Raw genomic sequence first — 14,399 nt, forward strand, 5'->3', positions numbered from 1 at the left:
GAGCTGTGGAGCAGGGCCGTACGGGTGACTCAGCCGACCACGGGGAGTTCCAGGACGCCGGTGTCCTGCGGGGCGCTGACCACGGTGACCGGCTTGAGCCCCCGGTTGCCGAAGTACGCCGTGTCGCTCCCGGCGATCACGAACCGCAGCCGGTGTCCGGTCTCGTACCGGTGCACGATGCCGGGCAGCTCCACGGTGAAGGGGCGGGTGACGTCGGGGACGCGCACCGGGGCGACCAGGCGGTTCACCAGCTTCTGGGTGCCGTCGGGTGCCACGTCGTACACCTTGGCGAACAGGACGAGCTTGTCCGCGGCGTCGCCGCTGTTCTGGACCCGCTCCGTCTTCGGTGAGACGACCTTCAGGGTCGCCTTCGGCGCTCCGACGACATCGACCGGCGTGGTCAGCGGCGCGCTGGTCCAGCCGAGGTACGTGCCCTTGGTGTCGTAGGGCGCGGGGTCGGGGAGCCCGATGATTCCGGCGAGGGAGCTCTCGGAGTGGCTGGTCGGCAGCAGCCAGTTGCTGTACTGGCGGCTGCCGCGGGCGACCTTCGAACGGCTGTCCACCAGGGCGCCGTCGCCGGACAGGTACATCGTGCGGGACGGGGCGGGGACGGCCGCCGCCGTGCCGTAGCCGCTCTCCCAGTCACGGTAGTAGGCGAACTCGGGTCCCGTGGCGGTGCTCTCGTCGTGGTGGAGGTAGCGGTCGAACCACGCGAGGATGCGCTGCCCGACGTAACTGGTCTCCAGATTGCCCGTGGAGAGATCGAGTTCGCCGGGTACCTGCCCGCCGCTGTGGCCCCAGGCCTGCCAGATCATCTTCGTCGTGGTGCCCTGGGCCTCGAGCGCCCGGTAGGTGGCGGTGGCCTCGTTGAGGTTGAACAGACTGTCGGCCTGCCCCTGGACGAGCAGCGTGGGCGCGGTGACGCCGGACAGGTAGGAGGCCGGCGAGACGCTCCGGGCGTACGTCAGCATCTCCCGGGTCCTGTCGGCCGGGTAGCGCCCGGAGTTCAGCAGGCGGATGGTGTCGCAGGCCCGCGCGGAGAAGTGCAGACAGGTCAGGCTGCCGAAGCGTGAGGGGTCGAGGCCCGGGACCAGCAGGGGCTGGCCCTCCCCCATCAGGTAGAAGCCGTTGGTCCACTGCCACTTGAAGACGCCGGGCGTGTCGGAGGAGACGCCCCGGGCCGCTCCGGTGCTGTTGGGGGCGAGTGAGTACGCCAGGTCGTTCCAGGTGATCAGCGGGACGAGAGCGTCCACGCGGCGGTCGGCGGAGGCGGTCGCCAGCTGGATGGCCCCGCCGTACGAGCCTCCGAGCATGCCGACCACCGGGTCGCCCGGCGCGTCCGAGGCGACGTAGTCGGCCTTGGTGCCGTCGTCGGCGGCGCGTGTGCCGGCGAGGAAGTCGACGAGCCCGGAGGCCGCCCTGCCGTCGATCGCCGGGTCGTCCAGCGTGATGAGGCAGCCGGATCTGCCGAAGCCCAGGCCGGAGTAGACGAGGGAGACGTAGCCGCGTTCGGCGAAGGCGCTGCCGATGACGTCGGTGGAGCCGTCGTCCTTGCTGCCGCCGAAACCGTTGGTGGCGAGGACGGCCGGGGCCGGGTGCAGCGCGTCGACCCCGGCAGGGCGGTAGAGGTCGGCGTCGACGGTGCAGGACCGGTCACCGGCGCGCACGGTGAACTCCAGCGGGGTGACGGTGTACCGGTCCGCCGCCGACGCCGGCCCGGTGGCCGTCAGGGCGAGCGGGGCGAGCAGCGCCGCCCCGGCGAGCAAGGTGAGTGGACGGCGGAATCTGGGCACAGCACGCGACACATGGACCTCCACACCGAGGACACCTTACCGACCGGTAAGTACTGGGCCAGGCCCATGCTGTGACACAGCTCATACCGCTGTCAACGCACGGGTGCCGAGTTTTCCGAGTTGATCCGCCGCCCGCGCCCGCCGGCCCGGCCCTCAGACCAGCGCGGGCACTTGGACGGTGAGCGTGCACCGGCCGCCGCCGGCCGGCGCGTCCAGCACCGCCGGCACGCCGAGCGGGACGGTCAGCGCCGTGGGGCCGTGGCCGAAGCCGAGCTCCTCGACGACCGGGATCCCGAGACCGCCGAGCCGGTCGGCGAGCACGGCCCGCACACCCTCGTAGGGCCCGCAGGCCTCCCACGAGCCGCACACCACCCCGGATATCCCGTCGAGGGCTCCCATGCGCAGCAGCCGGGTGAGGATTCCGTCCAGCCGGTACGGTTCCTCCCCGGTGTCCTCGATCACCAGCAGCCCGCCCCGGGCGGAGGTCCGGGCCTGCGGGGTTCCGGCGTCGGCCGCGAGCAGGCTCACGCATCCGCCGTAGGTGATCCCCCGGGCGGTGCCGGGGACCAGCGCGGCCGACGCGTCCAGGCCCAGGGTCTGCACGGACTCGGGCTCGAACAGGGTGGAGCGCAGGGCCTGCTGGGTGGCCGCGTCCTTGAGGAAGACCTCGGTCCCGATCATCGGGCCGTGCAGGGTCGAGAACCCTGCCCGCAGGGCGAACGCCTCGTGCAGCACGGTGATGTCGCTGTACCCCACGAACACCTTGGGTCCGGCCGCGCGCATCGCGGACCAGTCCAGGAGGTCGACCATGCGGTGGGCGCCGTATCCTCCGCGGGCGCACAGCACGGCGTCCACGGACGGGTCGCACCAGGCCTCCTGGAGGTCCTGGGCGCGGTGCTCGTCCGTGCCGGCGAGGTGGCCGAGCTCCGGATGCGTGTCCAGGGCGTGAGGGGCGACGACGGGGTCGAGGTCCCAGCCGCGCAGCAGGTCGAGGCCGCGCTCCATCCGATCGGCGGGCACGGGGCCGCTGGGGGAGACGACCGCGACCCTGGCCCCGGGCCGCAGCCGGCCCGGGCGTGCGAGGGGCTCCAGGGTCACTTCCTCAGCTCCAGCCGGGGTACGTCGGAGCGGTCGAGCGCGAACGCCTGTGAGTAGAGGGAGAGTTCCGCCTCCAGTGCGCGCCTGACGGTGTCGGCGCGGCGGAAGCCGTGGCTCTCCCCCTCGAAGGCGAGGTAGGCGTGCGGGATCCCGCGCCCCTCGATCGCCGCGAGGAAGCGCTCGCACTGCACGGGCGGACAGATCGGGTCGTCGAGCCCCTGGAGCAGCACGAACGGCGCCGTGAGCGTGTCCGTATGGTTGATGGGCGAGCGCTCCCGGTAGCGCTCGGGCACCTCGGCGTACGGGCCCACGAGCGACTCCAGGTACTGCGACTCGAAGTCGTGCGTCTCACCGGTCGCCCAGCCCTCCAGGTCGAGGATCGGGTAGCTGATCGCACCACAGGCGTACACGTCGGTCTGTGTGAGGGAGGCGGCGGCGGTCCATCCGCCGGCGCTGCCGCCCCGGATCGCCAGTCGGTCCCGGTCGGCCGAGCCCTCCTCGGCCAGCCCCAGGGCGACGGCCGCGCAGTCCTCCACATCGACGACGCCCCACTGCCCGCGGAGCCGTTCGCGGTAGGCACGGCCGTAGCCGGTCGAGCCGCCGTAGTCGACCTCGGCGACCCCGATGCCCCGGGAGGTGAAGTAGGCGATCTCCAGGTCGAGCACGAGGGGGTCGCGGCCGGTGGGGCCGCCGTGCGCCCAGATGGCGTAGGGCGGCAGCTCACCTTCGGGCCCGGTGCGCCCGGGGTGGCGCGGCGGGTACACATGGGCGTGGATCTCACGGCCGGAGGGTCCGGTGAAGGTGCGGATCTGCGGCTCGGGGCAGTAGGCGGGGTCGACCGCGTCCTGGTGGGGCACGCCGATGGTCCGGGTGTGGCCGGTGGCGGTGTCCAGCTCCACCACCTCGTACGACGTGTGGGGGCTCGCGGCGATCCCGAAGACCCTGGTGTCCTGCACGGCGAGCGTCTCCGCCCACGCGGTCCAGGGGCCCACGGCGTCGACGAGCTCGTCGGTCTCCGGGTCGAGCACACCGAGCTTGGTGGTGCCCCGGCCGTGGATGACGGCGATCAGCCCGTTGTCCAGGAGCTGGAACCAGCGCAGGCCGATCTTCCACAGGGGGCCGCCGAACTCCTCGCTCCGGCCGGTGCAGAGCCGGCGGGCGGGTACGGCCGCACCGGCGACCGCGTCGGGCGCGAGCCGCTGGAGCTCCCACCAGCCCCCGGCGTCCGACACGAAGAGGAGCGAGCCGTCCCGGTCCCACTCCACCTGGACGACCGACTCGTCGACGGCACCGACCAGCGGCCTGGCAGCGCTGAAGGCGCCTTCGTCGGAGACCTCCGCCATCATCGCGACGGTGCCGTCCCACGGCATCCGCGGATGGTCCCACGCGATCCAGGCGGCCCGTCGGCCGTCGTGCGACAGCTTGGGGCCGGTGACGAACCGGTGCCCGTCGTCGCTGAGCTCACGTACGGCACCACGGTCATCGGCGGCCGAACCGTCCAGAGGCACGGCGGCGATCACCCGTCGCACGTCGGTGGGGGCCTCCCCGGTGAACTCCTCGAGCACGCACCACACCTCACCCCGCCCGAGATGCAACTGCGGATCCACCCAGCGCAGTCCGCCGCCGGTGTCCGACACAGGGGTGAGCGGCCACGGCTCGTCGGGGCCGTCCGGCGCGTAGGCGTACAGCCGCTGGTCGGGGAAGTGGACGAAGACGACCAGCGGACCGCCCTCCTCGCGCACCCCGCCGGCCCAGGGCACACCGCCGTACTCTATGACGCGGCTGCGCGGGTTCCAGGGTTCGGGGAGCACCGACAGGGTGCTGCCGTCCGCCCTGCGGCGTACGAGAGCGCGCCTGCCCCCCTCGGCGGGGCGCGGCTCCGTCCACCACACCTCGTCGCCGACGGTGCCGACGAACTCGGGCCTGCCGTCGTGCGAGGCGGCGAGCGCCGCGTCGATCGGTGACGGCCACGTGCCGTACGCCGCTGTGGACACCATGGTCGGTTCCCCCCTCTTCTGGGCTGTTCGGTTCGTCAGGCGGTGCGCAGGAAGTGGTCCAGGACCCGGACGCCGAAGTGCAGGGCGTCGACGGGGACCCGCTCGTCGACGCCGTGGAACAGCGCCTGGTAGTCGAAGCCGACGGGCAGCTTGAGCGGGGAGAAGCCGTAACCGGTGATGCCGAGGCGGGAGAACTGCTTGGCGTCCGTGCCACCCGACATGCAGTAGGGGACGACGTGCGCGCCGGGGTCGAACAACTCGACGGCCGTGCGCATCTTCAGATACGTCGGAGAGTCGACCGGGGCCTCCAGGGCGACCTCGCGGTGGTCGAACTCCCAGTGGACGCCGGGGCCGGTCAGCCGGTCCATCGTCTCGCGGAACTCCTCCTCGCCGCCGGGCACCATGCGTCCGTCGATGTGGGCGGTGGCATGGCCCGGAATCACGTTGACCTTGTAACCGGCGTCCAGCATCGTCGGGTTGGTGCTGTTGCGCACGGTCGGCTCGATCAGCGCGGCGGCGGGGCCGAGCTTGCCGAGGAGCTCGTCGACGTCGAATCCCGGCGCGTCGGGGTCGACACGGATGTGGTGGAGCGCCGCGATCTCGGAGAGCGCGGCCCGTACCGTCGGGGTGAGCCGCACCGGCCACTCGTACTCGCCGATCCGGGCGACCGCGGCGGCGAGCCGGCTCACGGCGTTGGCGCGGTTGACCTTGGACCCGTGTCCGGCCTTGCCCTCCGCGGTGAGCTTCAGCCAGCCCGTCCCGCGCTCCCCCGCCGCGACGGGGTAGAGCGACATGCCGGGCCCCGCGTGGAAGGTGAAGGCCCCCGACTCGCTGATGCCCTCCGTGCAGCCCTCGAAGAGCTCGGGGTGCCGGTCGGCGAGGAAGCCTGCGCCGTCGTTCGCGCTGGCCTCCTCGTCGGCCGTGTAGGCGATGACGATGTCGCGGCGCGGCCGTACGCCCGCGCGCGCCCAGGCCCGGACGACGGCGAGGACCATCGCGTCCATGTTCTTCATGTCGATGGCCCCGCGTCCCCACACGACGCCGTCGCGCACCTCGCCGGAGAACGGGTGCACGGTCCAGTCGGCCGCCATGGCGGGCACCACGTCGAGGTGACCGTGGACGAGGAGCGCGTCAGCGGTCGGGTCGGTGCCCGCGATCCGGGCGACGACGTTCGTCCGGCCCGGCGTGCGTTCCAGCAGGGCGGGCTCCAGACCGGCACCGGCCAGGCGCTCGGCGACGTACTCGGCGGCCGGGCGTTCCCGGCAGCTGCCGTCGCCCCGGTTGGTCGTGTCGATCCGGATCAGCTCGGAGGTGAACGTCACCGACTCGTCGAGCGCCCGCTCGTCGACCGGTCCGGTGGGGTTTTCCGGCTCAGCCATACTGCTCCTCCACGGCGGCCGACACGATCGTCGTCACCGCCTTGAACGTGCGGATACCTTCGTACATCGTCCCGCTGGTATAGGCGACGCGCCGCTCGCCGCTCGGCGCCACGCCGGGAACCACGGTCGCGGCCGCCGCCAGGTGCTCGGCGTCGAACTCCAGCTCCACCTCGTACGTGCCGCTCGTCACGGGTGTGTGGCGTACGGCGAGCGCGGTCGCCTCGGCGGCGGCGGCCCTGATGTCGGCTGCCGTACGGGCCGGGGTGCGGCACACCGCGGCGTACCGCGAGACGTGGTCCTTGACCGCCACCATGTGCGCCCCGGGGGCGTAGCCGGCGGCGTCCACGCAGGTCAGGTCGTCGCCGGTGACCAGGATGACGGGTACCCCGTACTCCGCCGCGACATGCGCGTTGAGCAGGCCCTCGCTGGCACGGACCCCGTTCAGCCAGACCCCGGTGATGGAGTTGGCGAGGTAGGTGTGGGCGAGCACGCCCTTCGTGCCCGCGCCCGTGTGGTAGCCGACGAACGCCACGGCGTCGACGTCGCCGTGCTGGATGCCCTCGACCATGGAGAGGGACTTGTGTCTGCCCGTGAGCATCTGGACGCGCTCGTCGAGCTGCTCAAGGAGCAGATTGCGCATGCTCCAGTGGGCCTCGTTGACGAGTACCTCGTCCGCCCCGCCGTCGTAGAACCCGAGGGCCGCGGCGTTCACGTCGGAGGTGAAGAGGGGGCGGCACCGCTCCCACTGGGGGGTGCCCGGCAGCACATCGGCCGGCCAGGTCACTCCGGTGGCGCCCTCCATGTCGGCGCTGACGAGGATCTTCACGGTGCGCGGTCCTGTCACTGGTCGGTCGTTCCCCCGCCCGCCTCCGGGAAGAGGATCTTCGTGCCGGATCACGGTACGCGCCGGGACAGCACCGGGCCAGAGCCCTGGTGATCTGTCACTGGTCCAGTCCGGTGAAGACGTCCGCCGCCCGGGTGGCGGACGGCGGACGGCTCGGGGGGGGCGGACGGCGGACGCCCCGGGGTCAGACGCGGCCGGTGCCCTTGACGAGCTCGCCGATCCGGGCGAGCTCGTCGTCGCCGAACTCCAGACCACGGACCGCCTCGACGCTGTTCTCCAGCTGCGCGACGCTGCTGGCGCCGACGACGGCGGAGGTGACCCGGCCGCCGCGCAGCACCCAGGCGAGTGCCATCTGGGCGAGGGACTGTCCGCGCTCCCGCGCCAGGTCGTTCAGCGCGCCCAGCCGGCTCACCAGGTCCGGGGTCACGGCCTCGGCCGACAGGAACGGGCTGGCCCCCGCGGCGCGCGATCCCTCCGGGATGCCGTGCAGGTAGCGGTCCGAGAGGATGCCCTGTTCCAGCGGGGAGTACGCGATGGAGCCGGTGCCGAGCTCGTCCAGGGCGTCCAGCAGCCCGTCCTCGACCCAGCGGTCCAGCATCGAGTAGCGCGGCTGGTGGATGAGGAGGGGGGTGCCCAGCTCGTTCAGGATGCGGGCGGCCTCGCGGGTCTGCTCGGCGGAGTAGTTGGAGACACCCGCGTAGAGCGCCTTGCCCGAGCGCACCGCCGTGTCGAGGGCGCCCATCGTCTCCTCGAGCGGGGTGTCGGGGTCGAAGCGGTGCGAGTAGAAGATGTCGACGTAGTCGAGCCCGAGCCGGGTCAGACTCTGGTCGAGGGAGGAGCGCAGGTTCTTCCTGGACCCCCACTCCCCGTACGGGCCCTCCCACATGTGGTAGCCCGCCTTGGTGGAGATGACCATCTCGTCCCGGAGCCCGGCGAAGTCGGTCTTCAGCGCGCGGCCCATGGCGATCTCGGCGGAGCCGGGCGGCGGCCCGTAGTTGTTGGCGAGGTCGAAGTGGGTGATGCCGAGGTCGAAGGCCCTGCGCAGGATCTCGCCCTGGCTCTCGGGGGTCCGGTCGCCTCCGAAGTTGTGCCAGAGCCCGAGCGACAGCGCGGGGAGCAGCAGACCGCTGCGCCCGGTGCGCCGGTAGGGCATGGCGGTGTAGCGGTCGGCGGACGGAAGGTACATGCGGGTACTCCAGGGGCACGGCGTAGCGCGCCAGGTCTGGTGCGCGTACTCAAGACTGGCGGAGATGGATCCAGCGGTCCAACAGGAGATTCCGCTTGGATTCATCGTCTAGATTGCTCAATCATGGAATTGCGTCAGCTGGAGCACTTCGTCGCCGTCGCCGAGGAGCAGCACTTCACCCGGGCGGCCGAACGTCTGGCCGTCTCCCAGTCCGGACTGTCCGCGTCCGTCCGAGCGCTGGAGCACGAGCTGAAGACGCCGCTGTTCAGCCGTACGACGCGCACGGTCCGGCTCACCGAGGCGGGCGCGGCCCTGCTGGTGGAGGCGGAACGCACCCTCGCGGGGGCCAGGGCGGCGCGGGACGCCGTGGACGCCGTACGGGGGCTGCTGCGCGGCAGGCTGACGCTGGGGGTGGAGCAGTGCGTGGCCGGGGTCAGCACGGCGCGGCTGCTCGCGGCATTCCACCGGGAGCATCCGCACATGGAGATCAGGCTCCGGCAGGAGGGCACGTCCAGCCTGCTGGAAGGGGTGGCGGGCGGCCGGCTCGACCTCGCCTTCGCCGCGACCGTCAGCCCACCGGAGTGGCGGGGCGAGCTCGTGCCGCTGGCGCGGGAGCCCATGGTCGTCCTGTGCGCCCCCGGTCACCGGCTCGCCCGGGAGGGCACACCGGTGGCGTGGAGCGGGCTGCAGGGCGAGTCGTTCATCGACTTCCATCCGGACTGGGGTCCCAGGCGTGCGGCGGACGAGGCGTTCGCCGCGGCGGGGGCCCGCCGCACGGTCGCGCTGGAGGTCAACGACGTGCACAGCCTGCTGGAGCTGGTGCACGAGGGCCTCGGCATCGCGGTGGTGCCGCATCACTTCTCCCGTAAACCGGAGGCACGCGACCTGGTCGCCGTGGATCTCGACGGAGCGGACCGGCCGGTCTACGAGAGCGTCGTCGTGCTCCCTCCCGCCCGGGCCATGAGCCCGGGGGCGAGGGCGCTCATGACGTTGGTCCGGGAGGCCCCGCTGCGCTGAACGGGACCCAGGGACGGCGTCATCCCCCGCTCAGCGCCTCCCCGAACGCGCCCGCGTCCTGGTCGACCCCGCTGCAGCTGTCGGAGGCCGTCGCGGTGTCCTCGCCGGCGCCGCACTCCTGGTCGCGGAACGACGCCCACAGGGAGAGCGCGCCGACCCCCCGGCGCGTGGCGAACGAACGCAGGGACGCGGCGTCGGCGAGGGTGAACGTCTCCCGCGCGACGTCGTTGACACCGATCATCACGGTGATGTGCAGCGCCTTCCACGCCGCGTCCCGCGACAGCCCGAGCACGTCCACGAGCTGGTCGTGGACAGCGGCGGCCGCCTGCTCCGCGTACTCCCCCATGTCGCCGCCGTGTGACGTGCTGTAGTTCATCGCCATGATGTTGACCGCCGAGAGGTCGACGCCCCGGTCCACCGCGTCCTCCAGGACCGCGAGCCCCGTCTCCTCGAGTCCGTCGGGCATGACGGGCAGCGTGTAGGTGACGTCGAGGTCGCGCTTCTCCTGGAGCAGAGCCAGGGCCTCGTTGCGGCGGGTGACGGAGACGGTGTCGGTGAGCGCGTCGCCCTCGATGTCGAAGTCGGCCTTCGTGGCCCCGACCGCGTCCAGGGCCTCGGCGTAGGCGCCGGCCAACTCCTCCGCGCTGTCGCAGGCCAGTGCGGCCTCGGTTCCCGCCGCTCCGCCGAAGGAGACCCGGAGGTCCGCCCCGGTCCCCGTGAGTGCCGCCGCCCGGGACACGACCGCGTCACTGTTGGCCGCCGCGGTGCCGCCCCAGAGCGGGGTGCAGTCCGATGCGGCGGAGGTGACGAACGCCAGGTTGTACGTGTCGGGAGAGCCCGCGGCGTCCGTGCCGGCGGCGGTCGTGGCGCTCACGTACGGGGCGTACGCGGTCTCCGCGACCGCCGGGCGGGGCGGTGCGGACCCCTTCGCCTGGTCGGCGACGCCACCCGTCGCGCAGGCCGAGCACGCAAGGCCGAGCGCGATCAGCCCGGCGACGGCTGAGGAAACCCGTGTGCGCCTTTGCATGACGAATGTGCACCTGCTCTCGGAAGGTCGCCCGGAACGGCAGCCGGTGCTGCCGGGACACCATGAACCTCTCACACCACGGGGCCGGCCGAAGACACAGCCAACTCATCGGAAGGGCCCGCCGCTACCCCGTACCGGCGGCCAACTCCTTTGTGGACATGGGTTCGAGGGGGCTGGAGCAGGAACCAGGCACCCGTCGCCCTCTCAGCACTCCGACAGGTTGGAGCCCGTTTCACAGCGCGCGGCCAGGAAGGCTCCAGGCTTCGCACATCAAGCTTCGCCACCATGCGCACATGCAATCCGACCCCGTCATCGAGAAAGACCCGGCGCAGCGCGGCCGTCGCCGGGCACACGCCGGCCCGGCCCGCCCGGCCAGGCGCCGCCGCGCGGCAGGACAGCCGCAGGAGGGGCCGGTCTTCGTGGACAGCTCCGGGCGCCGGGCCAAACTCCTGCGCCGCGCGGGCATGCTGCTGGGGACCGTCTGCGTCGGCTACGCGGCCGTGCTGGGGCTCGCCTTCATGGGCGGCATCTCCCTGACCCCCTCCCAGCTTCTCCCCTTCGACGGCGGCCCGGCAGCGGAGGCCGGTCCCGGCGGCGGGACGCGGCCCGGGTACGGCATGCCGCCGGGCGGCACCGCGCCCCCGAGCGGCGCGCCGGGGCCGGGGCAAGTGACACCGTCCGGCCGGGCTTCGGCTTCGGCTTCGGCTTCGGCTTCGGGCGAGGCGAACTGATGGCCGCTTCGCGCCGCAGGCACGCCACACCCGGCAGGATCGGCCGCGTAGGGCGCCAGGCCGTCCCCCGGCCACGCGTGATCATGGCGGTGCTCCTGCTGCTGGGACTCGTCTGCATGATGCTGCTGGACGGCTATCTGCGCGCCGAGGTCGGCAACGACCAGCGGGTGCGGTCCGACGCCTCGGCGGACACGGTGCCCGACGACGTGCTGGAGGGCGGGCCCATCCTGAGCTTCCCAGGCGGCACCGCGCGTACGCAGTCCGTGCCGGACCGGACCATCGTGCTGACCTTCGACGACGGCCCCGATCCCGAGTGGAGCGGGAAGGTCATGGACATCCTGGACGAGAACGACGTGCCGGGCACCTTCTTCCTGGTCGGCTCGATGATCTCCCGCTATCCGGACGTCGTCCGCAGGATGGTCGACGAGGGCAACGAGGTGGGGGTCCACACCTTCACCCATGTCGACCTCTCATATCAGAGCGAGGCCCGCGTCAAGCGGGAGATCGCGCAGACGCAGCTCGCCCTCGCGGGCGCCGCCGGCATCACGACGACGCTGTTCCGCGCTCCGTACTCCTCGAAGACCGACGCGATCGACGACTACAGCTGGCCGGTCTACGAACGCCTCGGGGCCATGGGCTACACCAGCGTGTTCATCGACACCGACAGCGAGGACTGGCAGCAGCCGGGCGTGTCCAAGATCATCGAGTGGGCGACGCCGAAGGACGGCGACGGCGCCTCGGTGCTCTTCCACGACTCGGGCGGCGACCGCTCCGAGACACTGGCCGCGCTGCCGAAGTACATCAAGGAGATGAAGGCGAAGGGCTACACCTTCACCACCGTCAGCGGCGCGCAGCAGCAGGAGGCGTCCGCCGCAGGGGAGGGCGCCGCAGGGACTGACCGGGCCGCACAGGACGGAACCGCGCGGGCAGGAACCGCGCAGGGCGACTCGGAACAGGCCGCCCATCGCCGGGCGGACACCGCCAGTGTGTGGGAGGGCCGCGCCCTGCTCGCCGCCGTGGCGGTCGCGGAATGGATGGTGCCGGGCCTGGCCGCGGTACTGGGTGTCGTCGGCGTGGCGGTCCTGGGCCGCTTCGGCATGATGCTCCTGCTCGCCCGGCGCCACCACCGGCAGCGCAACAGACGCCGGTTCACCTGGGGCCCCGAGGTCACCGGGCCGGTGAGTGTGATCGTCCCGGCGTACAACGAGAAGGAGTGCATAGCCGCAACGCTCAACTCACTTGCCGCGAGCACGCATCCGATCGAGATCGTGGTCGTGGACGACGGTTCGACCGACGGCACCGCGGAGATCGCCGAGTCACTCGGCCTGCCCGATGTCCGGGTGATCCGGCAGGAGAACGCGGGCAAACCGGCGGCCCTCAACAACGGCGTGCGCCGAGCGCGTCACGACATCGTCGTGATGATGGACGGGGACACCGTCTTCGAGCCCGACGCGGTGCACCAGCTGGTGCAGCCGTTCGCCGACCCGGGTATCGGCGCGGTCGCGGGCAACGCGAAGGTCGGCAACCGGTCCACGATGATCGGCGCCTGGCAGCACATCGAGTACGTGATGGGCTTCAACCTGGACCGCAGGATGTACGACCTGCTGCGCTGCATGCCCACCATCCCCGGCGCCATCGGCGCCTTCCGCCGCCAGGCCGTCCTGGAGGCCGGCGGGATGAGCGAGGACACGCTGGCGGAGGACACCGACATCACCATCGCGCTCCACCGCGCGGGCTGGCGCGTCGTCTACGCCGAGCACGCCCGCGCCTGGACCGAGGCACCCGCCTCGCTGGGGCAGCTGTGGCGTCAGCGCTACCGCTGGAGCTACGGCACCATGCAGGCCCTGTGGAAGCACCGCCGCTCCGTCACCGACCGGGGGCCCTCCGGTCGGTTCGGCCGGGTCGGCATGCCGCTGGTCGTGCTCTTCCAGATCGTCACACCGGTCTTCGCGCCGCTCATCGACGTCTTCACCGTCTACGCGATGGTCTTCGTGGACTTCCGTGCCTCGCTGCTCGCCTGGCTGGCGGTCCTGGCCGTGCAGCTGTTCTGTGCGGCGTACGCGTTCCGGCTCGACGGGGAGAAGTACCGCTATCTGCTGATGCTGCCCCTCCAGCAGCTCGCCTACCGGCAGTTGATGTATCTCGTGCTGATCCACTCCTGCGTCACGGCGGCGACCGGCGGCCGGCTGCGCTGGCAGAAGCTGAAGCGCACCGGCGAGGTGGGCCCGCCCCACGTGGGGGCGTCGTAGTGGCGGGGGCGCACCGCAGGACGGCACTCGCGCCGTCTCCCTCGGCGGCCACCGGTACCGGTCGCGACCGGTCCTTCGACGTGCTGCGGGCCGTGGCGCTCGTCCGGGTGGTGACCTACCACACCTTCGAGTGGCCCTGGCTGGGATACGCCTTCCCGTCCATGGGAGTGATGTTCGCGCTCGCCGGTTCGCTCATGGCCCGCTCGCTGGAGCGGCCGGCCGCCGGGGTGCTCCGCGGCAGGCTGCGGAGGCTGCTGATCCCCGTGTGGCTGTTCGGCCTCGTGCTCGGGGTGGCGATGCTCCTGCACGGCTGGGTGCCGGGGCCGGACGTCCTGCTCTGGGTGCTGCCGGTCGGTGACCCACCGGGCAATGCCTGGGGGGAGCAGGCCTGGGCGGTGCTCTGGTACCTGCGCGCCTACCTGTGGTTCGTCCTGCTCTCGCCCCTGCTCCTGCGTGCCTTCCGGCTCGCGCCCCTCCCCGTGCTCGCCCTGTCGCTCCTCCCCGTCGTCGTCCTGGAGACGGTGTCAGGCGTGCCGGACGGCCGACTGGGGAGTGCGGCCGGTGACGCGTCGGTGTTCCTGTTCTGCTGGCTGCTGGGCTTCGCGCACCGCGACGGTGTGCTCGACCGGCTGCGCGGCTCGGGAGCGGTGTCCGTCGCGGTGCCCCTGATGGCGGCGGGTGGCTGGTGGGCCGCGGGGCACCCGGTGGACGGCTCCTTCGATCCGGACGGCATCCCGCTCACCCAGGCGCTGTGGTCCGCGGGATTCGTGCTGCTCCTGCTGCGCTTCCGGCCGCGCTTCGACGGACTCGTACGTCATCCGGTGGCGGACCGGGTCGTCACGGTGTTCAACGCACGCGCCGTCACGGTGTACCTCTGGCACGAGGTGGCGTTGATGGCCGCGGTGCCGCTGATCGACCTGATGTGGGAGGTACCGGCACTGGAGCGGCACCTGCCGCTGGACAGCCTGTGGTGGCAGTTCGGTGTGGCGTGGGTGCTGATCGCGGTCGCCGTCGTGTGCGTCGGCTGGGTCGAGGACGTCGCCGCGAGGAGGAAGCCGCGTCTGCTGCCGTGAGGACC

Annotated in this window: 11 protein-coding genes; 4 read left to right on the forward strand and 7 right to left on the reverse strand. The window is 72.1% G+C overall.

What is annotated here, in order from left to right; translation table 11 throughout:
- Positions 1-29 precede the first annotated feature (29 nt).
- The 6 genes from ACFUNE_RS20925 to ACFUNE_RS20950 all read right to left on the reverse strand — a co-directional run bounded on the left by ACFUNE_RS20925 (position 30) and on the right by ACFUNE_RS20950 (position 8,297).
- Positions 30-1,805, reverse strand: a complete 1,776-nt coding sequence (locus ACFUNE_RS20925) for a CocE/NonD family hydrolase (RefSeq protein ID WP_383569890.1) — start codon at positions 1,803-1,805, stop codon at positions 30-32.
- A gap of 141 nt (positions 1,806-1,946) precedes the next feature.
- Positions 1,947-2,891: an LD-carboxypeptidase gene (locus ACFUNE_RS20930; RefSeq protein WP_383569893.1), complete on the reverse strand. Its 945-nt coding sequence runs from the start codon at positions 2,889-2,891 to the stop codon at positions 1,947-1,949.
- Positions 2,888-4,888 carry a S9 family peptidase gene (locus ACFUNE_RS20935; protein ID WP_383569896.1) on the reverse strand — a complete coding sequence of 667 codons (2,001 nt, stop codon included), beginning with the start codon at positions 4,886-4,888 and terminating at the stop codon, positions 2,888-2,890. Before ACFUNE_RS20935 ends, ACFUNE_RS20930 begins: the two co-directional genes overlap by 4 nt.
- Positions 4,889-4,923: 35 nt before the next feature.
- Positions 4,924-6,267, reverse strand: a complete 1,344-nt coding sequence (locus tag ACFUNE_RS20940) for a M20/M25/M40 family metallo-hydrolase (RefSeq protein ID WP_383569899.1) — start codon at positions 6,265-6,267, stop codon at positions 4,924-4,926.
- Positions 6,260-7,093 (reverse strand): M55 family metallopeptidase, encoded by an 834-nt coding sequence (locus tag ACFUNE_RS20945; protein ID WP_383569901.1) that lies wholly within the window; start codon positions 7,091-7,093, stop codon positions 6,260-6,262. Before ACFUNE_RS20945 ends, ACFUNE_RS20940 begins: the two co-directional genes overlap by 8 nt.
- A 202-nt stretch (positions 7,094-7,295) precedes the next feature.
- Positions 7,296-8,297 (reverse strand): aldo/keto reductase, encoded by a 1,002-nt coding sequence (locus ACFUNE_RS20950; RefSeq protein WP_383569904.1) that lies wholly within the window; start codon positions 8,295-8,297, stop codon positions 7,296-7,298.
- A gap of 123 nt (positions 8,298-8,420) precedes the next feature.
- Here ACFUNE_RS20950 and ACFUNE_RS20955 point away from each other — a divergent pair, with 123 nt between their 5' ends.
- Positions 8,421-9,314, forward strand: coding sequence for a LysR family transcriptional regulator (locus tag ACFUNE_RS20955; protein ID WP_383569907.1), 894 nt, complete (start codon positions 8,421-8,423; stop codon positions 9,312-9,314).
- A gap of 19 nt (positions 9,315-9,333) precedes the next feature.
- On the opposite strand, the gene ACFUNE_RS20960 is transcribed toward ACFUNE_RS20955, so the two are convergent.
- On the reverse strand, positions 9,334-10,341 hold the full coding sequence (locus ACFUNE_RS20960) for a chitinase (RefSeq protein ID WP_383569910.1): 1,008 nt from the start codon (positions 10,339-10,341) through the stop codon (positions 9,334-9,336).
- Positions 10,342-10,634: 293 nt separating this feature from the next.
- On the opposite strand from ACFUNE_RS20960, the gene ACFUNE_RS20965 reads away from it, so the two are divergent.
- The 3 genes from ACFUNE_RS20965 to ACFUNE_RS20975 are packed head-to-tail and all read left to right on the forward strand — an operon-like array spanning position 10,635 to position 14,394.
- Complete coding sequence (locus ACFUNE_RS20965) at positions 10,635-11,072, forward strand: hypothetical protein (RefSeq protein ID WP_383569913.1); 438 nt, start codon at positions 10,635-10,637, stop codon at positions 11,070-11,072.
- The gene (locus ACFUNE_RS20970) at positions 11,072-13,321 is read left to right on the forward strand and encodes a bifunctional polysaccharide deacetylase/glycosyltransferase family 2 protein (RefSeq protein WP_383569916.1); all 2,250 of its coding nucleotides are present in this window, start codon (positions 11,072-11,074) and stop codon (positions 13,319-13,321) included. The genes ACFUNE_RS20965 and ACFUNE_RS20970 overlap by 1 nt, the downstream gene beginning before the upstream one ends.
- On the forward strand, positions 13,321-14,394 hold the full coding sequence (locus ACFUNE_RS20975) for an acyltransferase (protein ID WP_383569919.1): 1,074 nt from the start codon (positions 13,321-13,323) through the stop codon (positions 14,392-14,394). The genes ACFUNE_RS20970 and ACFUNE_RS20975 overlap by 1 nt, the downstream gene beginning before the upstream one ends.
- The last annotated feature ends 5 nt before the right edge of the window (positions 14,395-14,399 follow it).

The sequence above is a fragment of the Streptomyces sp. NPDC057287 genome, assembly GCF_042667905.1.
In the GTDB taxonomy this organism is placed as follows: domain Bacteria; phylum Actinomycetota; class Actinomycetes; order Streptomycetales; family Streptomycetaceae; genus Streptomyces.

Coding starts and splice junctions, on each gene's coding strand:
- ACFUNE_RS20970 (WP_383569916.1), top strand. CDS start 11,072: ATGGCCGCTTCGCGCCGCAGGCACGCCACACCCGGCAGGATCGGCCGC.
- ACFUNE_RS20940 (WP_383569899.1), bottom strand. CDS start 6,267: ATGGCTGAGCCGGAAAACCCCACCGGACCGGTCGACGAGCGGGCGCTC.
- ACFUNE_RS20935 (WP_383569896.1), bottom strand. CDS start 4,888: ATGGTGTCCACAGCGGCGTACGGCACGTGGCCGTCACCGATCGACGCG.
- ACFUNE_RS20955 (WP_383569907.1), top strand. CDS start 8,421: ATGGAATTGCGTCAGCTGGAGCACTTCGTCGCCGTCGCCGAGGAGCAG.
- ACFUNE_RS20950 (WP_383569904.1), bottom strand. CDS start 8,297: ATGTACCTTCCGTCCGCCGACCGCTACACCGCCATGCCCTACCGGCGC.
- ACFUNE_RS20960 (WP_383569910.1), bottom strand. CDS start 10,341: ATGCAAAGGCGCACACGGGTTTCCTCAGCCGTCGCCGGGCTGATCGCG.
- ACFUNE_RS20965 (WP_383569913.1), top strand. CDS start 10,635: ATGCAATCCGACCCCGTCATCGAGAAAGACCCGGCGCAGCGCGGCCGT.